The sequence below is a fragment of the Heliomicrobium gestii genome, assembly GCF_009877435.1.
Lineage (GTDB): Bacteria > Bacillota > Desulfitobacteriia > Heliobacteriales > Heliobacteriaceae > Heliomicrobium > Heliomicrobium gestii.
Window position 1 is genome coordinate 1 of sequence record NZ_WXEX01000011.1, and the last position, 22,422, is coordinate 22,422.

At 59.0% G+C, this 22,422-nt stretch carries 20 protein-coding genes and 1 pseudogene; 2 read left to right on the forward strand and 19 right to left on the reverse strand.

Annotation, left to right across the window (positions count from 1 at the left end; all coding sequences use genetic code 11):
• Positions 1-297 precede the first annotated feature (297 nt).
• Positions 298-735 carry a hypothetical protein gene (locus tag GTO89_RS12555; RefSeq protein WP_161262437.1) on the reverse strand — a complete coding sequence of 146 codons (438 nt, stop codon included), beginning with the start codon at positions 733-735 and terminating at the stop codon, positions 298-300.
• A 407-nt stretch (positions 736-1,142) separates the two neighbouring features.
• Between GTO89_RS12555 and GTO89_RS12560 the strand changes: the two genes are divergently transcribed.
• The gene (locus GTO89_RS12560; protein WP_161262438.1) at positions 1,143-2,201 is read left to right on the forward strand and encodes a stalk domain-containing protein; all 1,059 of its coding nucleotides are present in this window, start codon (positions 1,143-1,145) and stop codon (positions 2,199-2,201) included.
• 217 nt (positions 2,202-2,418) lie between these two features.
• On the opposite strand, the gene GTO89_RS12565 is transcribed toward GTO89_RS12560, so the two are convergent.
• The 3 genes from GTO89_RS12565 to GTO89_RS12575 form a co-directional block, all read right to left on the reverse strand.
• The gene (locus GTO89_RS12565; protein ID WP_204758240.1) at positions 2,419-3,198 is read right to left on the reverse strand and encodes a class I SAM-dependent methyltransferase; all 780 of its coding nucleotides are present in this window, start codon (positions 3,196-3,198) and stop codon (positions 2,419-2,421) included.
• Positions 3,199-3,720: 522 nt separating this feature from the next.
• Positions 3,721-4,542, reverse strand: coding sequence for a class I SAM-dependent methyltransferase (locus tag GTO89_RS12570; protein WP_328793915.1), 822 nt, complete (start codon positions 4,540-4,542; stop codon positions 3,721-3,723).
• 226 nt (positions 4,543-4,768) lie between these two features.
• Positions 4,769-5,449: a VCBS repeat-containing protein gene (locus GTO89_RS12575; RefSeq protein WP_204758239.1), complete on the reverse strand. Its 681-nt coding sequence runs from the start codon at positions 5,447-5,449 to the stop codon at positions 4,769-4,771.
• Positions 5,450-5,598: 149 nt separating this feature from the next.
• On the opposite strand from GTO89_RS12575, the pseudogene GTO89_RS12580 reads away from it, so the two are divergent.
• Positions 5,599-6,344 (forward strand): annotated as a pseudogene (locus GTO89_RS12580) (AAA family ATPase).
• Positions 6,345-6,380: 36 nt separating this feature from the next.
• Here the strand turns inward: GTO89_RS12580 and GTO89_RS12585 are convergent.
• The 15 genes from GTO89_RS12585 to GTO89_RS12655 form a co-directional block, all read right to left on the reverse strand.
• A complete protein-coding gene (locus GTO89_RS12585; protein ID WP_161262441.1) occupies positions 6,381-6,557 on the reverse strand; it encodes an indolepyruvate ferredoxin oxidoreductase subunit alpha in 177 nt (58 codons plus the stop codon).
• A gap of 167 nt (positions 6,558-6,724) precedes the next feature.
• On the reverse strand, positions 6,725-7,027 hold the full coding sequence (locus GTO89_RS12590; RefSeq protein ID WP_161262442.1) for an STAS domain-containing protein: 303 nt from the start codon (positions 7,025-7,027) through the stop codon (positions 6,725-6,727).
• A 98-nt stretch (positions 7,028-7,125) separates the two neighbouring features.
• The gene (locus tag GTO89_RS12595; protein ID WP_161262443.1) at positions 7,126-8,124 is read right to left on the reverse strand and encodes a C40 family peptidase; all 999 of its coding nucleotides are present in this window, start codon (positions 8,122-8,124) and stop codon (positions 7,126-7,128) included.
• Between the two features lie 286 nt (positions 8,125-8,410).
• Complete coding sequence (locus tag GTO89_RS12600) at positions 8,411-9,889, reverse strand: alkaline phosphatase family protein (RefSeq protein WP_161262444.1); 1,479 nt, start codon at positions 9,887-9,889, stop codon at positions 8,411-8,413.
• Positions 9,890-10,073: 184 nt separating this feature from the next.
• Positions 10,074-10,988 (reverse strand): dihydroorotate dehydrogenase, encoded by a 915-nt coding sequence (locus GTO89_RS12605; RefSeq protein WP_161262445.1) that lies wholly within the window; start codon positions 10,986-10,988, stop codon positions 10,074-10,076.
• Positions 10,981-11,874 (reverse strand): dihydroorotate dehydrogenase electron transfer subunit, encoded by an 894-nt coding sequence (locus tag GTO89_RS17855; RefSeq protein ID WP_161262446.1) that lies wholly within the window; start codon positions 11,872-11,874, stop codon positions 10,981-10,983. Before GTO89_RS17855 ends, GTO89_RS12605 begins: the two co-directional genes overlap by 8 nt.
• A 21-nt stretch (positions 11,875-11,895) precedes the next feature.
• Positions 11,896-15,117: a carbamoyl-phosphate synthase large subunit gene (gene carB / locus GTO89_RS12615; protein ID WP_161262447.1), complete on the reverse strand. Its 3,222-nt coding sequence runs from the start codon at positions 15,115-15,117 to the stop codon at positions 11,896-11,898.
• 2 nt (positions 15,118-15,119) lie between these two features.
• Positions 15,120-16,205, reverse strand: a complete 1,086-nt coding sequence (gene carA / locus GTO89_RS12620; RefSeq protein WP_161262448.1) for a glutamine-hydrolyzing carbamoyl-phosphate synthase small subunit — start codon at positions 16,203-16,205, stop codon at positions 15,120-15,122.
• A 170-nt stretch (positions 16,206-16,375) separates the two neighbouring features.
• Positions 16,376-17,671, reverse strand: coding sequence for a dihydroorotase (locus GTO89_RS12625; protein ID WP_161262449.1), 1,296 nt, complete (start codon positions 17,669-17,671; stop codon positions 16,376-16,378).
• A complete protein-coding gene (locus GTO89_RS12630) occupies positions 17,655-18,593 on the reverse strand; it encodes an aspartate carbamoyltransferase catalytic subunit (RefSeq protein WP_161262450.1) in 939 nt (312 codons plus the stop codon). The genes GTO89_RS12625 and GTO89_RS12630 overlap by 17 nt, the downstream gene beginning before the upstream one ends.
• 81 nt (positions 18,594-18,674) lie before the next feature.
• Complete coding sequence (pyrR, locus tag GTO89_RS12635) at positions 18,675-19,223, reverse strand: bifunctional pyr operon transcriptional regulator/uracil phosphoribosyltransferase PyrR (protein WP_161262451.1); 549 nt, start codon at positions 19,221-19,223, stop codon at positions 18,675-18,677.
• 185 nt (positions 19,224-19,408) lie between these two features.
• Entirely contained in the window at positions 19,409-20,440 is a 1,032-nt protein-coding gene (locus tag GTO89_RS12640; protein WP_161262550.1) for an RluA family pseudouridine synthase, read from the reverse strand.
• Between the two features lie 157 nt (positions 20,441-20,597).
• Entirely contained in the window at positions 20,598-21,113 is a 516-nt protein-coding gene (gene lspA, locus GTO89_RS12645; protein ID WP_161262452.1) for a signal peptidase II, read from the reverse strand.
• A gap of 116 nt (positions 21,114-21,229) precedes the next feature.
• Positions 21,230-21,511: an alpha/beta-type small acid-soluble spore protein gene (locus tag GTO89_RS12650; protein WP_161262453.1), complete on the reverse strand. Its 282-nt coding sequence runs from the start codon at positions 21,509-21,511 to the stop codon at positions 21,230-21,232.
• Between the two features lie 164 nt (positions 21,512-21,675).
• Positions 21,676-22,392, reverse strand: coding sequence for a TraR/DksA C4-type zinc finger protein (locus tag GTO89_RS12655; protein WP_161262454.1), 717 nt, complete (start codon positions 22,390-22,392; stop codon positions 21,676-21,678).
• Between the last annotated feature and the right edge of the window lie 30 nt (positions 22,393-22,422).

Genomic DNA, 22,422 nt, shown 5'->3' on the forward strand with positions numbered 1-22,422 from the left:
TTAGATTATTAACGCTTTTTACATGGGTTCTGGAATTTGATGGCGGCGCAATCCTCTACAGAACCGATAACAGTTCACTGTTTTTCTCCTGGCTAACCGAACATCCCGAAAGCAACATGAGAACGAGCAGACCGACTGCGATCACGTTGTAGCTCCTATGGTGCTTGTAGTTCCTACGGTTCTGCAGTTCATGTGATTCATGTGGTTTATGTGGTTCTTCATCAAACCTGCCTCCATGAAATATCAATTACTGCGCACGCCATCGGTGCTGAGAGGGACGAATTCGTGAAAAACGGTTCACTTTGTCACCAGCGGGCAATGCTCATTCCCGCATCCCTTGCATACAAATGCCCGGATCTCCGCCACAGCGATCGCCAGCAGTGTCCAAAAGGCGCCGAACAAAAATGCGTTCTTCCAGAGCCAGTACTGGGGAATTCCGACCATCAGCAAAAACGGAACGATGACCCCCAAATAATCGGCCAACCTGTACGTGCGCGTCTTTCTTTCCGGCAACCAGCGCGTCAACTTCCCCGGGAACACATGCCCACAGGCATGCCCCCTGCACAGGCATTTCGAACAATAGGAAAAGACGATCACCGGAACAGCGACGACCAGCACTATGAGGTAACCGAACGCGAGCGATGATGAGAACGGTAAGATGGCGGCGAATCCCAGGACGAACGACAGTCCGATGATCCCAATGCTCAACACACCATGAAACCGGTCTTTCAGCATCAGTTGCCCTCCTATTCCCCACGCGATTCATCCGCGCAGCCGCACCTTGCCTGCCATGCTACCGCTTCCGCTGCGCCGCAACCAAAACACACCCTACCATTTCGCATCCATGATCTCGCGGCGCTTTCGCAGATACTCCTCTTCACTGATTAAGCCGTCTCGTCCCAGCCCCTCCAGTTTCCGAATTTTCTTCTCGAAATCCAGGGAATTCCCATCCCCGGGATTCGATGGAAAGTCCACCTCCCAGGCGGCAATCCCCCGCTCGCTAAACAAGTTATAGCCGTTATACGCGGCAATGCCAATATTACCATACTATATTATTCCTCGACTTTGCGATATTTTGGACCTACCGGTACAAACTGTGGTACACTGATCAGGAGAATGACGAAAAAAAGGACGTGTGTTCGATGCCGTTCTCCATGAAAGAACCCTTCCTCCTCGCCGTCGCAGCGCTGTTCTGGCTTGCAACGACCACAACCGCCTGCGCCAGTCACGGCGACACGCTCGATATCATTCTCGACGGCAAGTCCATGCCATATTCTGGCCTGCTCCTTGAAGAAAGCGCCCTTGTTCCCCTCAACGCCATCAGCGATTCCCTTGGGGCCGAACCGACCTGGACGCCATCGGATCAGACGGTGTGCTTGAAAAAAGCCGACCGGACGATCACCATGAAAATGAATGAATACAAAGCCACCGTGAACGACCATCAACTGTCGCTCGATACTCCTCCGCAGTTGATCGGCCACAATGTCTATGTGCCGCTCCGTTTCGTCGCAGAAAACCTCGCCGCCTCCGTATCCATGGATCCAGCCACGAAGACGGTGGCGTTGAATCGTCTCAAAGAAAATGCCATTACCATCAAAACAGCCAAAGAATCTTCCGAAACCAAAGAGATGATCATCAACATCCAATACCCGCAGTTCGCTGGCATGCAGGATCCGGCCGTCCAGGAAGGGATCAATCGCAAGATTCAAGAACAGGTCGCCCAGTTCAAACAAAAAACCCTCACCGATGCGAAGGAGATGCGAGAATCCTTCCTGGATTCGAATGTCCCCCTGCGCACCTTTTCCATCATCTGCAACTATGCCGTCAAATACAACGCCAACAACCTTGTCAGCCTCTACTTTATCGATTCCAACTACTTGGGCGGCGCCCATGGCATGTCTTACGCCTCTTCCCTCACCTTTGACATCACCGACGGCAAGGTCTACGAACTGCCTGACCTCTTCTCCTCCCCGGCCTATATCGAACGAATCAACCAACGAATCGAACAACTGAAAGGCTCTGATTACTTCCTTTGGACTCCCTTCACCTCCATCGACCCCAAACAGGCCTATTACCTGAGCCCCAACGGCCTGGTCGTCTACTACCAACTCTACGACATCGCCCCCTATGCCGCTGGGTTTCCCCAGTTCACCATCCCTTACGCCGAATTGGCCGATTTGTTGACTGTTCCGATTCGTTAATCCGTCTGCCCCATGAAAAGGTGAGATCAAGGGATCGAATGAAAAACCCCGATGACACGTTGCGTTAACCGGCGCAGTATCATCGGGGTTTTTCTATCCGCGTTTTTTCTTTCTATGGCTTTTCTATCCGCAGTTTTTCTGTCTGTGGTTTTTCTGTCTGTGGTTTTTCTTTCTACGGCTTTCCTGTCTGTGGCATTACCGGGCAGGAGGAACAGCGCTATTTCCGCGCCAACAGGTTGATCCGCTGAAACGAATCCCTGTGACTGCCGTCGGGTTGTCGCGTTCCCTCGATCATCCGGTTGACCACCGTGTCACGAAAGACCGTTTTCCTATCGTCAGGGATGTGTTTGATAAAGGGAACCAGCGCCGGCTGGTCAAGCCAGCGAATAAGCTCTTCTGTATCGATAAAACGCCTGTCGGTGGCTTCTCCCCATACCGTCGCCTCCCGGAACCCCTGGCGCGCCACCACCTGTCTGTACTCATCAGCGCTTGGCAGAAACCAAGGCCACTGGAAGTTCTCAAAATAGGGGCGATAGGCCGGCTCAGCCATCGTCGCAGTGATGACTGCCAGATAGTGGGCGCCATTGCCTTGGCCGGCAAAATTAAACCGCGCCTTTCCCCCCGGCTTTAAGGCCTGGTAGACACTTTTTAGCAACCGGTCATGGTCAAAGATCCAATTCAACGCTGCGTTGGAGAAAATCAGGTCGAATTCTTCTTCAAAGACCATTTTGTTGATGTCCAGCAACTGAAAGGTGAGGTTGCCTGCTTCGAGTTCCTTGGCCGTTCGGATCATCCCCACTGATGCATCGACGCCGAGTACGCTCCCCTGGGGAACCAGATCGGCCAGTTGCTTCGACAGTACCCCGTCACCACACCCGAGGTCAAGGATGCGCTCCCTTCCAGTCAGGGATAGTTCGGCGATCTGCCGCCTGCCCCATTCCTTCATCAGCCGCGATGCTTCTTTGTACCTGTGGCCGTCAAATTCATAGCTAAGCACGTCTTTTCCCCTGCCTTCCTGTTCTCCAAAGGGACTTCCACCCTTTCCCCGGACGTAAACACCGGCTCGCCCCGTTTCTCGCCGATCGCTGAAATCGGATATTACCTTGTCTTGATTGTAACATACTATATCCGCCACATCATCCATATATAGGGTTAAACTGCTAAAAATACCTGCATTTGTGTTCTGTACGCTTCAGGTAGGTGTTTTCACTTCTACTTACACATTCTACTTACACTTTCTACCTAGAAGCGGCTGTTCTACACCGTTGCGCTATGGGCTACACGTGGGACGTTGCCCCCACCCCCAGTTTATGTCGAACTAATAGAACCCCCCGATGACCTTTGCGCTGAACTGCGCGGCGTCATTGGGGGGTTCCGATCTAAAGGGTTCCCATCAGAAGGTTTCCTATCAGAAGGTTTCCTATCAGAAGGTTTCTTATCAGAACGTTTCTTATCAGCGGGTTTTCGATCAGCGGCATCTTGGTCTGTCGCCGTGTCGGACAGGATGAACTGAACAGCGTTACTTCCATGCGAGCAGATTGATCCGCCGGAACGTCTCAAAGCATGTCCCATCGGCCTGCAACGTCTGCTCAATCATCCCCTTTACGACAGCGAACCGGAAAGCAGCCTTTTTGTCATCTGGTAAATATTGAAGAAAGGGCACAATCGACGGCTGATCGATCCAGCGAATCATCCCTTCCCGGTCGGAAAAATACCTGTCGGCATTCTCCTCCCAGATCAGCGCCTCTCGGAAATCATACCGGTTCACCAGCGCCTTATACTCGTCCACAGCCGGCATATACCAAGGCCACGAAAAAAGCTTGTAGTGTTCACGAAAAAGCGGTTCCCCCATCACTTCTCGCACGACGGCAAAAAAGTGCACGCAGTTGCCGTCGCCGGCGAAGTTAAACCGCGCCATCCCCCCCGGCTTCAACGCCCGATAGACCTTCCCGAGCAGCCGTTCATGATCGAGAATCCAGTGCAGAGCCGCATTGGAAAAGACCAGGTCAAATTCGTTTTCAAAAACCATCTCATTGATGTCGAGGCGCCGGAAGGCCAGGTTCCCCTGTTCCAATTCTTTTGCCGCATCGATCATCCCGGCCGACGCGTCGATACCCAACACACTTCCCTTGGGAACAAGTTCTGCCAGTCGCTGCGTCAACACCCCGTCACCACAGCCAAGGTCGAGGATGCGTTCATTTCCGGTCAGGGGAATTTCGGCGATCAGCCCTGTTCCCCACTCTTTCTGATGAGTCGATGCAGTTTTGTACTTTTTTCCGTTAAACTCAAAGATGACTACTCTATCGCTCCTGAACTCGCAGGTCTCCACGCATCTATTCACCTGCCCTTCCCCATACTCCTCTTATGGATGATTCTGCTAAAAGGACCACCCTTTTCGCCCGCTAATGACCAAAAACCTCATGTGAAATATTGGACTTTTTCTTATCACTGATCGTAACACAGCATATCTGCGCTTTTCATCTATCTTTCGACTGATTATGAGGAAAGAGCGGCCATCGAGGGCCTCCTACAGTTATTTCCTTGTAACCGGCGCCGATACCTCGACCTCATCCTCCAAAAATCGCAACCCATTGATTGAACACCCCAAACCGGCGCCCATCCCACTTGAGCGCGGTTAGCACATAGCCGAGCCGGTCAGCGTTGTACCTGCCGGCGATCCCCTGAAAGGCCAGCAACTCATAGACGCCGTTGCGATCAAAGTCCACGGGGTACAATCCGCTGATGGCCACCACAAATCCTTCAATCGGCTTCTTCAGCGTCCCATCGGGATTATAGATCTCCGCCAGGTATTCAGCCCCTTTATCGCTGATGTCGATCGTATAGGTTTTTTGCAGATTTTCACTGACCACATCCACTTTGTAATTGTCCCGGAAGTTCACCTGATAGCGAAAATGCTCATTGAACACCTCGGAATCAAAGAGGAGTCGGGCTTGGTTATTCAAGAAGGAATAGACATACTCGTAGGTCGTTCCGCCGGAACCGCCTGTGTCGATGCTCACCTGGATATCCATGACGCCGTCGCCGGTAAAGTCGCCCAAAAACAGTGTCGGATTGTACCCGGCAGCGGCGCCTGGCAAGGGGATGCGATAGGTCGCCAAGGTTCGTCCATCTTGAACGACCAGTGTCACCTGATCGACAAAGGCGCTGTCCGGATAGGGCTTATTCCACTCAAGATAGACGCGATCGGCGATCCTGTCACCGTTGACATCGCCATACTGGGCACGCATAATACTCCCTCCCCCGTCAAAGCTGGAGTATCCTATGCGTTGAGGGATTGCCTTGCTCATACAATTACGGCAAAATATATCAAAAGGGGCTCATCCAGCGAGGAGCCCACTCATCGCTTCTGCGAATCCTTGGAGAGGTAGCCATGACGATGTTCGATGGCCCTGCCCCGTATATCCGCAGCATTCGACTGCGCCGGGACGAAGTGGCGTCCTTTTCGGCCTACCCTTTTTGCCTGCCCGCCATCAAAGACCTGCAAGAACTGCCCTTCCCTCGCCAGGTCACCTTCTTCGTCGGCGAGAATGGGACAGGCAAGTCGACGCTGCTGGAAGCGATCGCCGTTGCCGCCGGCTTCAACCCGGAAGGCGGCACCATCAATTTCAATTTCTCCACCCGCCAATCCCACTCCGAACTGCATCGTTATCTCACGCTCTGCCGCAACGCCAGGAAGCACAAAGACGGATTTTTCCTGCGGGCCGAGAGTTTTTACAACCTATCGACGAAAGTGGAGGAACTGGATCGACAACCGATGGGCCATTCCATCATCGATTCCTACGGCGGCCAGTCCCTCCATGAGCAATCCCATGGGGAGGCTTTCTTCTCCGTATTCATGCATCGTTTTGGCGGTCGGGGCCTCTATATCCTCGACGAACCAGAGGCCGCTCTCTCGCCGACTCGCCAGATGGCCATGATCGCCCGTATCCACGATTTGGTTCAACAGGAGTCCCAGTCATCGCCACCCACTCCCCCATCCTCATGGCCTACCCGGAGGCGATGATTCTTCAGTTCTCTGATTCCGGGATCGAAGCGATCGACTATGAGCAGACCGAGCACTACCGGGTGACAAAGGAGTTTATCTGTAACCGCAGCCGGATGCTGAAGATCTTGATGGAATAAAAAACCCGCCGGTAAATCCGGCGGGTTTTTCAATCGTTAGGCTTGATGAATACAGGAAACGGGACAGGCGTCGGCGCAGGCGCCGCAGTCGATGCAGGCGCTCTCATCGATGACACGCTTGCCGTCTTCCTTTTCAGTGATGCAGGAGACGGGACAGCCGCCTTCACAGGCGCCGCAAGCGATGCAGTCATCGGCGGTAATCCGATAGGCCATCGGAATCACACTCCCTCCATATGCGCTTAAAAGAGCAATTGCATACTTCGACATGAAAATCCCGATTCCTCTTGTGAAATCGAGGTTTTTGACTTTGACTGAAACGGGAACGGAAAAGAGAACGGGAAAGGGAACGGGCTGTTACGTATCGCGTCCCCTCTCGCCTGTCACTCGATGACAAACACCTGATTCAACTTGGTGATCGTCAACGCCTCACGGACCGCGCCTTGCGGGTTTTGAATAGATACATTTCCGCCGTGGCTGTGTGTGCGTTTCAACACCGACACCAAGGTGCCAAGGGCAAGGCTGTCGATTAAATCAACACCGCTCATGTCGATTGTAACAAAATGCCTTCCCTCATCAATCAGCTGCAGAATCTCATTTTTAAAACGACTGGCCGTCGTGATGGTGAAACTTCCCTCTATGCGAACCTTTACGGTCTGACCTTCAAAATCAAAAAAATAAGCCATGATTCACTCCTGAACTGGATCGTTTACTTCATTGCTTCAGAATAATAATATCATAGCACATTATTCTATTTTATCGAAGACTGTCATTGGACTCTAACTTATTTTTGTCGTAAACCGGCTACCCTTCGAAAGCCTACCCGCATATCCCTCCAGCGGCTTTCATCCCATTTCGAATAGCAGACACCGCCCAGACTGCTCGATGCGTGGAGAAATGTTCTTTCCCCGGCCACCAAACCCACATGATCCAGTTGGGGTGGTTGGCTGGAAAAGAAGATGAGATCGCCGGGACTGGCCTCTTCCTCCTCGATTGCCTCTGACGCCGCCCACTGATCCCCCGCGTCCCGGGGGATCTGAATCCCTGACGTCCAAAAAGCGATGAAGACGAGGCCGGAACAGTCGATGCCGGGCCAGCCCATTCCCCCCCAGAGGTAGGGGCGGCCAAGAAACTTCGCCGCTAGATGGAGAACGCCCTGGCCCGATTGACGGTCTGCGCTCGGCCAACGGCCTATCGCCTCTTCCGGCGCCCAGCGAAGGGAACCGTCGAACATCTGCAGCGCCGCCGCTCCTCCGCTGCATTCCATCAAGGGCAATCGAACGCCCATGGGCAGCCAGTCTTCGTCTTCCCCTTCCCGCGACAGTTCGCTGAAGGGAGTCGGGCCTTGCCGGTCGGAAAAGAAACCGCCTTGCAGGGTCGGGGAGCTCGGCGCCACCTTAACGACCGGTTCGGTGATGACACACAGAGGACTGGGGTCAGTTATGGCGAGGTGCGTCACATCTTCCACACGCATCCAGCCGTCATAATCGCCCTGGTCGGGGAGGCGAACCTTGCGCCAGCCATCCCTTGGCTCTTGCTCACCCGCGACAACCTCCACCCGGCTGCCTAGCCATGCTTGCGTCACCCGTTCTCGTTTCTCGGTCCAGTCGCTCCACACATCGGCGAGGGAACGACAAACGACCTGTTCGACAATGGATATTGCCGTTGTCCCAGGCATTGCCTCAGGCGTTATCCCCATTGTCCCAGGCATTGCCTCAGGCGCCGTCTTTAGCGCTTCCCCATGACTCGCCCCTTGGTTCACCGTTGTTGTCGACTCCGCCATCATCCTTTCAGACTCCCTTCTCCCCCCGATTGCCCCGTGTCTGTCTGTTCCATCATCATAGGCACCCTATGCGCCCCTTCGTTCCCCTATGCGAGTCCCTCTGCCGAGTTAACACCAAAAGGGTCCCTTTGCCGGTTATGCTTCCGGCGAAGGGACCCTTGCCTTTGATCCATTTGCTGAATAAATTCTACGCTTATTCGCCTTTCACCAGGTCAAGCGCCTTGCATTGACAGCCTTATCACGGCAGCCCTACGGCAGCCCTATACGACGGCTTACCGTAGCAGCCTTACCGCGACGACGCCGGCAACAACTCCATCAACCAGTGGAAGAAGTCGCTCACCCGCAGGTTGGGCAGGTCGAAGTCTGTGCCGGCCAGCAGTGTCGGGACGATGGAGTCGCTCTCATGGAGCGAGCCGTGGCTGCCGCCGCCCGGATAGATCGGCGAATCGTCGGCGTAAAACTCAAAACCCGGCCGGGCCGAGAGGAGCACCCGTGGCGTCACCTGGCTCTCCAGCGCCGAGGCGATGCGGGAGAAGGCGTCAGGGTACTCGCCAAAGTGCAGCAGGCCGTCGCGAACTTCACCGTCCACGACCGACAGGTCGCCACAGAAATTCCAAGCGGCGCCAAAGGTGTCTTTATAGATTTCCTCGCGCCAGAAGGTGAGCGATTTGCGGGAGCCGCCCTGGATGACGCGGATGCGCTCCCCTTCCCGCCACATGATCTGGGCGATGCGCTCATCGCCGGACAGGGTGTCGACAACGGCTGGCAGCACCGACTCCTGGTTGCGCAGGACATACACGATGGCCATTCGCTCATTGGGACAGATGGTGATGTCATAGCGTCGCGCCGATCCCCAAGAGAGCATCTCCATCCGTCGAAAACCGGCGAGCATCTTGTCCAGCAGCACCGTCGAATGGTTGGCGTCGACAGGGCACTGGGAATGGTCGCCAGCGACGAGAAAAGCGTTCTCCTCCAGGGCGCGCTCCCAGGAGGGGAAGGCGTTGAGCACCGTCTGGATCATCCGGTCAGCCTTGCGGACGCAGGGGTGGGTGTTGAGCGGTCCGACGCGGTGGGAGTAGCCGTCATTGTCAGGCAGGTAGACCATCATGAAATCGGGCTGCTTGCCCCGGCGGATCAGTTCCGACGCGGCCATGCATGAGAAGCGGTCGTTGAAGCCGAACTTGTTGAAGGGTCCGGCAGGACCGCGAAATCCCTGCAGGCTTGGGGAAAGGCAGCATTCGCCGAGGGCCAGGTTCTCCGGCCCAAAGACGGGCCCGCGCAACCGCAGCCAGGCGGCCAGGCGGATCAGCAGGGGCAGGTGGGGCTCCCGCTTTTTGCGTCCCCGGTAGATGAAAAAGTTGATGTTGCCGGACGTGTATCCCCGGTCTTCCAGGATTTCGTGGAAGGTTTCGATCCGGGGATTGATATGTTCCTGGTTGAGGTTGTAGAGCAGGTTTTTGACGGTCTGAAAGACGCCAAGCTTCATGATGGCGCCTGGCGTGGCCCCATAGTTGACGAGCCGCTGGCTCATCTCGGAAAACCAAATGAAACCGGGAACCTTGTGCTTGTCCGCATAGGCCCCGGTAGCGATTGAACTTAACGCAGTCGGGGTCATCGTCGGAAAGGCCGAGACGACCCGTGAGTGACTGATGCCTTTTTTCCGTAAAAAGGCGAGGACAGGCGCGGAACCATCCTGGGTCACGTCATCGAGGACCTGCGGATGCAAGGAATCGATGATAAACATGATCACTTTCTTCCGACGCACTGCTCCCCCACCTCCAGCTGCATGAAATCATTCAAACGAGATTGGTTATCGGTGAGACACAGCTATATGATATCCGAAAAGAACGCTGTCGTAAATGGGCAGGTGATTTGTCGAAACAATTCGTGGTCCCATTCGTTACTATCTTTTGCTGCCGCCATCAAATGGGCCCATCCCTTCACCGCTTTCAATGGGCGGCGCCGATCAATTCGTTGACGTCTCGAACGCCTTCACGGATGCAGTATTCCCCGATCCCGTCCAGGATGTCCATCGTGGCGCGCGGATTGGTGAAGTTGGCTGTCCCTACAGCGATGGCCGTCGCCCCGGCCAGCAAAAAGGCGATGGCGTCCTGTCCGTTCATGATCCCGCCCATTCCCAGAATGGGAACCTTGACGGCTTTGTGCACCTGGTAGATCATGCGTAAGGCCACCGGCTTGACGGCAGGGCCCGAGAGGCCGCCGAAGATGTTGGCCAAGACGGGACGGCGGGTGCGGATGTCGATGTCCATGCCCAGCAGGGTGTTGATCAGCGCCAGGGCGTCTGCGCCGGCGTCGACAACCGCCCGGGCCATCTCGGTGATGTCGGTCACATTGGGCGAGAGCTTGACGATGACCGGTTTTTTCGTGTTCTCCCGGACACTCCGGGTCACCGCCGCCGCCGAGGCGGGCAGGGTGCCGAACTGGATGCCCCCCTGTTTGACGTTGGGGCAGGAGATGTTGACCTCCAGGGCGGCCACACTGTCGGCGCCGTCCAAAATCGATGCCAGTCGACCGTAGTCGTCCACGCTGTTGCCGCTCAGGTTGACGATCACCGGTGTCTCGATTTCACGCAGCGGCGGCAGGTAGTCGCGGAGGAAGGCGTCGACGCCGGGGTTTTGCAGGCCGATGGCATTCAGCATGCCCGCCGGCGTCTCGGCCATGCGCGGCGTCGCGTTGCCTTCTCGCGGCTCCAGGGTCGTTCCCTTGACGACGATGGCGCCGAGGCGGGCGAGATCGATAAAGGGGGCGAACTCCAGGCCGAAGCCAAAGGTGCCTGAGGCGGTCGTGACTGGGTTTTTCATGGCCAGCCCGCCCAGGTTGACCTGCAGGTTCAGCTTACCCATTCCAGACCACCTCCCTGCTCCAGAAGACGGGGCCGTCGGTGCAGACCTTGGCATGGGTCCATCCTTTGCCGCCCTCTTTTTGGTCATCGGTTTTTTTCTTGCAGACACAAGAGAGGCAGGCGCCGAGGCCGCAGCACATGCGCTCCTCCAGCGAGACCTGGCAGAGCCATCCCCGCTCGTCAGCCAGTTGGGCCACCGCTTGTAGCATCGGCTTGGGACCGCAGACGTAGAGCAGGGGCTCTTTGCCCTTCCTATCGAGTTCCTTGAGCAGTTCCGTGACGCGGCCGGTCACGCCCGCCGAGCCGTCTTCTGTGGCGATGCGCACATCGACACCCATGGCGGTGAACTCATCGACCGTGACGATCTGGCCGGCAGAGCGGGCGCCGTAGAGCAGGAGCGCTTCTGAACCGGCGTTGCGCCAGGCCTTGGCCAGGGGCGGCAGCGGCGCAATGCCGATGCCGCCGGCGACAAAGACGGGCAGCGTTTTTTCTTTGTCTATGTCCACATACGCCGGCATTGCAGCCGACCCATCGGTCAGGTTTTCAGGCAGGCTCCAGCCTTTCCCGAGGGGTCCCCAGATCCGGAGCGATTCCCCGGCCGGGAGGCGGGACAGCTTCCCGGTGCCCTGTCCGGCCACATGGTAGAGCAGGGAGAGGATGCCCAACTCGCCGTCAAAGCTGTGAATGCTGATCGGGCGGGGCAACAGGGGAGCGACGCCGTCGCTGACACGGACCTGGACAAACTGGCCGGGCTGGCAGCGCCGGGCCAGTTCCGGCGCTGCCAGGACGAGGCGAAAAAAGCCTGCTTTCAGTTCCTCTTGAGATAAGATAACGGCGTCGGCCAGCACGGCAGAACTATTAATAGAGGAAGTTTTTTGCGTAGGCACCGTTTTCACTCCCTCTCCTTCTTAGGCGAGATACTCTTGCAGCGGCACCATGGCGAAGTCGCCGCCGCCGTGAATGGTGCGCAGGGTCTGGAGGATCACCCGGGCCGTGTCAAGGGAGGTCAGGCAGGGGATGGAGTGCTCCACCGCAGCCCGGCGGATGCGGAAGCCGTCCCGCTCCGGCTGTTTGCCCTTGGTGAGGGTGTTGATGATCAGTTGGACCTGGTCTTCCCGCACCAGGTCGATCAGGTGGGGCGAGCCCTCGCCGATCTTGTTGACCCGCTGGACCACGACGCCGTCGCTATGCAACGCGTCAGCGGTGCCTGAGGTGGCCACCAGGTTGTAGCCCAGTTCGGAGAACTCTTTTAAGAGAGGAATCGCTTCTTCCTTGTCCTTGTCGGCGATGGTGGCCAGGATGGTGCCCTTGACCGGGATGTCCATCCCCGCCGCCACGAGGGCCTTGTAGAAGGCTTTGTGGAAGTCGGCGTCGACGCCCATGACCTCGCCCGTCGACTTCATCTCGGGACCGAGGGAGGTTTCCACATCGAGGAGCTTGCCGAAGGAGAATACGGGCGCCTTGACGGCCGTGTAGGCAGGAGCCGGGGCCAGTCCGCCCTGATAGCCCTGGGCGGCCAGGGTCTCGCCGAGGATGATGCGGGTGGCAATCTTGATGATGGGGATGCCGGTCACCTTGGAGAGATAGGGCACCGTCCGGCTGGAACGGGGGTTGACCTCGATGACATAGATCTGCCCCTCATGGAGGACATACTGGATGTTGACGACGCCGCGGACATTCAGGTGCAAGGCCAGGCGGGTCGTGTAGTCGATGATCGTGTCGGTCTGCTCTTTGGTCAGGCCCTGGGCCGGGAAGACGGCTGTCGAGTCGCCCGAGTGGACGCCGGCCCGCTCCACATGCTCCATGATCCCCGGGATGAGCACCTGCTCGCCGTCGGCGATGGCGTCAACCTCGATCTCCGTGCCGATGAGGTACTTGTCGACGAGAACCGGATGGTCCGGATTGACCTTGACGGCGTTGGCCATGTAGGATTCCAGGTCTTCGTCGGTGTAGACGATCTCCATGGCCCGTCCGCCGAGGACGTAGGAAGGACGGACGAGGACAGGGTAGCCGATCTCGCGGGCGACTTCCAGCGCGCCCTCAACCGAAGTGGCTGTATGGCCGGCCGGCTTGGTGATGCCCAGTTCGATCAGCACCTGGTCGAAACGATCCCGGTCTTCGGCCCGGTCGATGTCATCGACCGAGGTGCCGATGATGGAAAACCCGGCCTTTTCGAGGGGGCCGGCCAGGTTGATGGCCGTCTGGCCGCCGAACTGGACGATGACGCCCTGGGGCTGTTCCTTGGCCAGGACGTGGACGACGTCTTCCGGCAGGAGCGGTTCGAAGTAGAGCCGGTCGGCTGTGTCGAAGTCGGTGGAGACCGTCTCGGGGTTGTTGTTGATGATCACCGACTCGTAGTCGGCGTCACGGATGGCCCAGACGGAGTGGACGGAGCAGTAGTCGAACTCGATGCCCTGGCCGATGCGGATCGGGCCGGAACCGATGACAGCGATCTTCGGCCGCGCCGTCGGCGCCGCTTCGTCTTCCCGGTCATAGGAGGAATAGAAGTAGGGCGTCTCGGCCTCGAACTCGGCGGCGCAGGTGTCGACCATCTTGTAGACCGGCTTGATGCCGCTGTCAAAGCGGTAGGCGCGCAGATCCATTTCGGCGATGCCGGTGATGCGAGAGAGGTCGGCGTCGGCGAAGCCCATCCGTTTGGCTTTTTTCAGCAGGTCGGCGGGCAGTTTGTCCAATCCCTGACCGGCGAATCGGGCCAATTCCTGTTCGATGCGAACGAGGTTGCTGATCTTGACGAGGAAGAACATATCGATCTTGGTCAGGTTATGGAGCCGCTCCAGCGTCCAGCCGCGACGCATCGCCTCGGCGACGACGAAGAGCCGCCGGTCGTCGGCTTCGACGAGCCCAGTTTCCAGGTCGTCATCGTTCCAGTCGGCAATGTCCTTGTGCCAGAGGCCGACGACGCCCATCTCCATGGAGCGGACGGCCTTCATCAGGGCCGGCTCGAAGGCGCGGTCGATGGCCATTACCTCGCCGGTGGCCTTCATCTGCGTGCCCAGGGTGCGCTTGGCGTCGGCGAACTTGTCGAAGGGCCAGCGGGGGATCTTGAGGACACAGTAGTCGAGGGCCGGTTCGAAGCAGGCGTAGGTCTTGCCGGTGACGGCGTTTTTGATCTCATCGAGGGTTTTGCCGATGGCGATTTTCGCGGCCACCTTGGCGATGGGGTAGCCGGTGGCTTTCGACGCCAGCGCCGATGAACGGCTGACGCGCGGGTTGACCTCGATGACGATGTATTCGTAGGATTTGGGGTTTAAGGCGTACTGGACGTTGCAACCGCCTTCGATACCCAGCGAACGGATGATCTTCAGGGAGGCCGCCCGCAGCATCTGGTACTCCTTGTCGGAGAGGGTCTGCGAAGGGGCCACGACAATGGAGTCGCCTGTGTGGATGCCGACAGGGTCGATGTTTTCCATGTTGCAGATGGTGATGCAGTTGTTGGCGCCGTCACGGATGACCTCGTACTCGATCTCCTTCCAGCCGGCGACGCTGCGCTCGACAAGGATCTGGTGGATGGCCGAGTGTTTGAGGCCTTTGATCGAGATGGTCTTCAGGGATTCCATATCGGTGGCGATGCCGCCGCCGGTGCCGCCGAGGGTGTAGGCGGGGCGGATGATCAGCGGGAAGCCGACCTTTTCGCCGAAAGCCAGGGCGTCCTCGACCGATTCGACGATGGTCGATTCAGGGACCGGTTCGCCGATCTGTTCCATCATGTCTTTGAAGAGTTCCCGGTCTTCCGCCTTTTCGATGGCCGTCAGGGGCGTGCCGAGGAGACGGACGCCCAGTTCGTCGAGGATGCCGCTCTTGGCGAGGGAGCGGGCGATGTTGAGGCCCACCTGGCCGCCGAGGGTCGGCAGCAGGCCGTCAGGCCGTTCCTTGCGCAGGATGCGGGTGACGAATTCCGGGGTCAGGGGCTCAATATAGACCCGGTCGGCGATGTTGGCGTCGGTCATGATCGTGGCCGGGTTGGAATTGACGAGGATGACTTCCAGCCCTTCTTCTCTGAGGGCGCCACAGGCCTGGGTGCCAGCGTAGTCGAACTCGGCCGCCTGGCCGATGACGATGGGGCCGGAACCGATGACCATGACCCGGCGCAGTGTGGGATCCTTCGGCATGCTTAGGCCCTCCCTTCCGTTTGCTTCATGAGGTCGATGAACCGGTCAAAGAGGTAACCCGAATCGTCGGGACCGGGGCACGCCTCGGGGTGGTACTGGACAGAGAAGGCGGGGATATCGGTAAAAGCGAGGCCCTCGACAGAGCCGTCGTTCATGTTGATGTGGGAGACGGTCACACCAGCGGGGACGCTGTCGCCGTCGATGACGAAGCCGTGGTTTTGGCTGGTGATGTAGACGCGGCCTGTCGCCAGGTCTTTGACGGGGTGGTTGGAGCCGCGGTGGCCGAAGGGCAGCTTATAGGCTTTTGCGCCCACGGCCAGGCCGATGATCTGGTGGCCCAGGCAGATGCCGAAGACCGGCTTTTTGCCGAGCAGTTCCTTCACGGTCTCGACGGCGTAAGGCACATCGCGAGGGTCCCCGGGCCCGTTGGAGAGCATGATCCCGTCGGGGTTGAGGGCGAGGACCTCGGTGGACGTCGTCCGAGCCGGCAGGATCGTCACCTTGCAGCCGCGCAGGTGCAGCGACCGGGCGATGTTGTCTTTCGCGCCGAAGTCGAGGAGGGCCACATGGAAGCCGTCGTTCTCCATGACAGAAGGCTGCTGCACCGTCACTTCGTCGACAAGAGGCTGGCCGGAGATGTGGGGCGCCTGCTGGGCCTGCTGGGCCAGCGCCGCCGCATCCACATCGCCGGTGGCGATGATGCCGCGCATGGTGCCGTGGCTGCGCAGCCGCCGCGTGAGGGCGCGCGTGTCCACGCCGGCGAGGCCGACGACGCCGGCTTGTTTGAGGTATTCGTTGATCGTGTCCCGGCAGCGCCAGTTGGAGGGGATCTCCGCCCATTCACGGACGACGAAGCCGCGCAGGAAGGGCTGGCGCGATTCAAAGTCCTCTTCGTTGATGCCGTAGTTGCCGATCAGCGGGTAGGTCATGACGACGATCTGCCCGCAGTAAGAGGGGTCGGTGAGCAGTTCCTGATAACCGGTCATGCCCGTATTAAAAACGACCTCGCCGGGTCGCTGCCCCGTTGCGCCAAAGGCCTCGCCTTCCCAGACAGAGCCGTCCTCCAGGATGAGATAACCCTTTTCCATAAAAACCTCCTGTATTGCCGCCGCGCTGGCGTGAGGCCGGTGAGGCCGGCCCAGTGAAGTGTAGTGAGACCTATCTTTCCGCGTTGTAGGCAAGGCCGATTGAAGGCAGTTCAGTGTGCCGCCCCGTCAACAGCGACGCACGCGATGTTAGGTCGGTTGAAGAGCGTACGTTACCCGATAACCTGCCGGTCCCGCATGACCACACGGCCGCCGACAATCGTCGTCACCGGCCAAGAACGCAGGATCTGACCGACAAAGGGGGTGTTCTTGCCTTTTGACTGCCAGTTCTCCAGGGTGACCGTCTCGGTGTGCTCGGGGTCGATGACAGTCACGTCAGCCGCCGCACCCACCGAGAGGGTCCCGCCGGGCAGGCCGAGCCGCTTGGCCGGAGCCACTGTCAGGGCGGCCACAAAGGACGGCAGGGTCATGACCCCCGCTTCAACCAGTTCGCGCCAGAAGAGCGGCCAGGCCGTCTCCAAGCCGGAGATGCCAAAGGGGGCGTAGTTGTATTCGCAGGCCTTTTCCTCGGCCGTATGGGGGGCATGGTCGGTGGCCAAAATGGTCAAGGTGCCGTCGTTCAAAGCGGAGCGCAGCGCTTCAATGTCCTTATCGCTCCGCAGCGGCGGATTGACCTTCGTCGCCGTGTGGAAGCCTTCCACAGCGGCGTCCGTGAGGGCCAGGTGATGGGGGCAGACCTCGCCGGTCACATTGACGCCCCGCCACTGGGCCTGGCGGATCAGTTCGACCGAGCGGGCTGTCGAGACATGGGCGATGTGCAGTTTCGCGCCGGCGCTCTCGGCGAGGAGGATATCGCGGGCCACCATGATCGCCTCAGCCGCCGCGGGGATGCCCCGCAGGCCGAGCACCGTCGACCAGTAACCCTCGTGCATAACGCCGTCTTTGGCCAATTCCGGGTCTTCGCAGTGGCTGATGATCACCTTGTCCACCATCTGGGCGTATTGCAGGCCCAGCCGCATGATGTCGGAGCGCGGAACCGGTCGGCCGTCGTCGGAGAAGGCGACGGCGCCGCAGGCGGCCATGTCGGCCATCTCAGCCAGTTCTTGTCCATCGGAGCCCTTGGTGATGGCGCCGATGGGATAAACGCGCACCAGGCCGGTCGCCTGGGCCCGGTTGTAGATGAATTCAACGCCTGTCTGGGAATCGCAGACCGGTTTCGTGTTCGGCATGGCGCAGACGGCGGTAAAGCCGCCGCGAGCCGCCGCCCGGGTGCCTGTGGCGATGGTCTCCTTCGCCTCCAGGCCCGGTTCGCGCAGGTGGCAGTGGATATCGATCAGGCCGGGGGTGACCAGTTTTCCCGTCGCGTCGATGACCTCGTCCGCTTCGGTGATCGCGCCGGCGAAGTCGCCGATCGCCGCGATGAGGCCCTCTTCAATTTTGATATCGGCGATTTTGTTGATGCCGTTGGCCGGGTCGATGACCCGCCCGCCTTTAATGTACAGCGCCACTGCCGCTTCCTCCCATCATCAGGTAGAGTATGGCCATACGCACAGCCACCCCGTTCGTCACCTGCTCCTCAATGGCCGCGAAATCGGCGTCAGCCACATCGTCGGCGATCTCGACGCCCCGGTTCATCGGTCCCGGATGGAGAACGAGCACATCTGGCTTGCAGCGCTTCAGCCGCTCCTGGTTGAGGCCGAACTGGCGGGCATACTCGCGGATCGTCGGGAAGAGCCCTTTCTTCTGCCGCTCCAGTTGCAGGCGCAGCACGTTGACCACGTCGGCGCCGTCGAGGGCCTCTTCGATGCAGGTGAAGGCCTGCACTCCGATGGTCGCCAGTTCCGGCGGCAGCAGCGTCGACGGGCCGCAGACGCGCACATCGGCGCCCATCGTGCGCAGTCCCCAGATGTTCGAGCGGGCCACCCGCGAGTGGAGCACATCGCCCAGGATGGTGACCGTCAGACCCTCCAGGCGGCCTTTGCGTTCCCGGATGGTGTACATATCGAGCAATCCCTGGGTGGGATGCTCATGGGCGCCGTCACCGGCGTTGATCACGCGGGCTTTCACATGCTTGGCCAGCAGGTGAGGCGCCCCCGAGGCGGCGTGGCGGATGACGATGATGTCGGTGCCCATGGCGTCGAGGGTTTTGCCCGTGTCGATGAGCGACTCCCCTTTGACGACAGAGGAACTGGAGGCGGCGATGTTCACCGTGTCGGCGCTCATGAACTTCCCGGCCAGTTCAAAAGAGGTGCGCGTCCGTGTCGACGCCTCGTAAAAAAGACAGATGACAGATTTTCCGCGCAGTGTGGGGACCTTCTTGATGTCGCGACCGATGATGTCTTTCATCGGCGCCGCCGTGTCCAGAATCAGCTCGATCTCCTGCTTCGATAAACCGCGCAGGCCCAGCAAGTCTTTGTGCTGCCATGCCATGAATGCCTTGTCCCCCTTGTTAATGAAAATGTCCGCAAAAAAACCTCCCGGTGCATGCCTAGGAGGCCACCGGCGCATCCATCAGTCGACCATGTCTTGGATGGAAACGCCGTCCTCTCCATCCACTTCCATGACGCGGACAGAGATCACTTCTCGTTTGGATGTGGGCACGTTCTTGCCAACATAGTCGGCCCGGATGGGCAGTTCCTTGTGACCGCGATCGATGAGGACGGCCAACTGGATCACCTGAGGACGACCGATGTCGATCAGGGCGTCCAAGGCGGCCCGCACGGTGCGGCCTGTATAGAGCACGTCGTCGACGAGGACGACTTTTTTGCCGTTCAGTGAAAAGGGCACCTCTGTCTTGTGGATCACCGGCTGCACATCGAGCGTTGTCAGATCGTCACGGTAGAGGGTGATGTCCAACGCGCCAAAGGGCACCGTGCTCCCTTCGATCTCCTGGATCTTCTCCTGCAACCGCTTGGCGAGCGGGACGCCGCGCCGCCGGATGCCGACAAGGGCCAGGTTTTCGATGCCTTCGTTTTTTTCCAGGATCTCATGGGCGATGCGGGTGATGGCCCGGCGGATGGCGTCATCATCCATCAACAGGGCTTTGTCGAGGAGCTTCATCCTGGGGTCCTCCTTTCGCGTCGGGGCAAGCAAAAAAGCCTATCCCCACCGTCACCGGCAAAGATAGGCTGATCGTCTCATGCAAGGAAGCGCCTTTCACCTCAGGCAAAGGTGCCTGCTAGCGAAGCGCGCGCATATGTTCCTTCACTCGCGATACCCAACCTTGCCGGCCTCACGGGACCGAATTAAAGGGGGGGTTCCTGTTTCAATTGAGTATACCTCAAAAGGTCGAATTTTGTCAACGGCGAGTCTCCCTCGTTCCCCTGGCTCGCTGGACTCCCTGGATGGGTTGGGTCTGTTGGGTTCCCCTGAAGCGTTTCGAGCACCTGAACGAAGGCGGCCGGCGGATCGGCCCGAAACTGCAGCGGCTCGCCGCTGCGCGGATGGACAAACTCCAGTTTCCACGCGTGCAGCGCCTGTCCCGTTAAACCAAATGCCCCTTTGCGCGGGCCGTATTTGGGGTCACCGGCGACGGGATGGTCGATGTGGGCCAGGTGTACGCGGATCTGGTGGGTCCGGCCCGTCTCCAGGCGGCAATGGAGCAGGCTGAACCCCTGTTCCGGGAACCGCGCCAAGACGCGAAAATGGGTGACAGCCCCTTTCCCGCCGGCCGTGACAGCCATCCGCTGGCGGTCCTTGGGATCGCGGCCGATGGGCGCCTCGATCCGCCCTGTTTCGGCGTCGATGACGCCGTGGACGATGGCCAGGTACTCGCGGCGCACCCGGTGGTCCTTCACCTGTTCGGTGAGATGAATGTGGGCGCGGTCATTTTTCGCCACCACCAGCAGGCCCGATGTGTCCTTATCGATGCGGTGGACGATGCCGGGCCGCAGCTCGCCGTTGATCCCCGACAGGTCCTTGATGTGATGGAGCAAGGCATTGACCAGCGTGCCTGACCAGTGCCCCTCGGCCGGGTGGACGACGAGGCCCGCCGGTTTGTTGATGACGGCAATGTCCCCGTCCTGAAAGACGATATCAAGGGGAATGTCTTCCGGAAGGATCGCCGCCGCTTCCGGCGCCGGCGGCGTCACCTCGATCACATCACCGGGCCGCAGGCGGTAGTTGGCTTTCAAGGGACCGCCGTCCAGGGTGACCAAGCCTTCCTTGATCCAGTTCTGGCCGTGCGATCGCGACGGGACCAGTCCCTTCTGCACCAGCCAGACATCGATGCGGCTGTCGGCTGCTTCCGGCGTGACGGAGAGACGAACCACTTCCATCCTTGACGTTGGATCCGATTGACCCGGATCCAGCTCGTCCCCTTCGAGTTCCGCCTCGACGTCCCACGGGGCAGACGCGGCGGCGAGGGCTATGTGCTGTGTCTTGCTCTCTTTGGCATTCATCGCTGTTGGGCTCCCATCTTACAGAATCCAATGCTCATTCGCGCGGACCCGCCGTCTCGCCAGAGGCGAGGGCCTTTTTCTCTTCCTCCGGCGCGAACAAGAGGCTGACCATGATCAGCCCTACGCCGATGGTGATGGCCGTGTCGGCCACATTGAAGACGGGCCAGACGCGAAAATCGAAGAAATCGATGACCAGGCCGGTGCGAATCCGGTCGATCAGGTTGCCGACAGCGCCGCCAGCCTGTAAGGCCAGGCCGAGGCGCAGCCAGACCTGCTCCTCCGGCACGCGACGGTAGAAATACAAAATGGCGCCGACGACAACCATCGTGATGGCGATGAAAAAGAGCGTCTTGTTGGCCAGCATGCCGAAGGCGGCGCCGGGGTTGAGGATGTAGGTCAGATGAAATATGTTGGTGATGAGCGGAATCGATTCCTGTTCCGCCATCTTGGTCTGCACGATCACTTTGGTCAGTTGGTCGACGGCGATCGTCGCCGCCAGGACTATCCAGAAAACACCGTTGCCGATTCGTCTCGACGGCCCGTGACTCATGGCCGGTCCCCCCTTTTCCCAGAGTGCCCAATCTGAAATATTTTAGCACGCAGGGACCGGGGGCGCAACTGACGCGACAAAGGCCAGCCTTGCGGCTGACCTTTGTATGGTAAAACCTATCGGCCGGAATCTTGAAGCGCGCCTTGTTGGGCGTCGGTCCCGGCAGAACGGGCCAGGGTGGCAGAAACGCCGTTGCTCTGGGCCAGTTGCTGCTCAGCCAGTTGGACCATCTTCTTGGTCATGAAACCACCGATGGAGCCAACCTCACGAGTGGTCATGTTTTCCCAGCCAGCGCTCTGAACCTTGTTGGCCAGGCCGATTTCGGAGGCTACTTCATACTTGAAGCGGTCCAGCGCGCCTTGCGCCCCAGGGAATGCGGCTTTTCTCCGGTTCGGCATTCTCTTTATTCACCTCCTCCCGTGCTGGTCTAGGCATAGAATGTCTCGCCGAGGGCTTCTTCATATTATGAAGCTCCTGTTAAAATCCATAGACCTTGCCGCGCTGCCCATGCCGTGACAGGGTTGGGATGTTTTTTAAAACATAAAAGCCGGCGATCGCCGGCCTAGAGCGGTTTCGGTCCCTCTTCGTCATCGACGCCATCCATGTCCTGATAAAAGACGCCATCCTTTCCCTTCTCAACGGGGATCATGGCGATCGCTTCCGTCCCCCCCACACGCTCAAAATGGTTTGGCATGATGTTGGGGTACTCAGGCGTGAACTCCACATCGCTGGGTGTGTCGGAACTGCCATACTGGGCCAGGATCTGCCAGGTGTCCTCACCGTCAAACATAACCGGGTCGTTTTCGTCGCGGTCGGTCCCATGTTCGCCGATCGAAAAAAGGTTGTCCGAGTTGCCGCCCCAGGGGTAGGGCGCCACATCCTCTTCAATCGGCCGGGGGTGGCGGTCGGGGTGCAGCTCCTCCTCATCGGTCTGGCAACCGATGCAGAGCGACGCCGTCGGCATGGCCTCCATCCGCTCCTCAGGGATCCTTTGATGGCATTTTTCGCAGATCCCGTAGATGCCCTCGCTGATGCGCCGCTTGGCGTTGGCGATCTCCTCCAGTTCCCGGCTGAAGCGGTCCCGTGTCCCCAGGTCCTTGCCCCGCTCATAGACCTCGCTGCCCACATCGGCGGGGTGGTTGTCATAGAGGCTCAGTTCCTGAATCGACTCGCCCATCGATTCGCCCAGGGAATCCTGGGTCATGTGGGTCAGTTGGTCCCGGATGTCCGTCTCCATCGCATTCAGTCGCCACCAGGCGGCCTCATGGCTGTCCGGCATCGGTATCCCCTCTTTCCCCTGTGCTTTTTT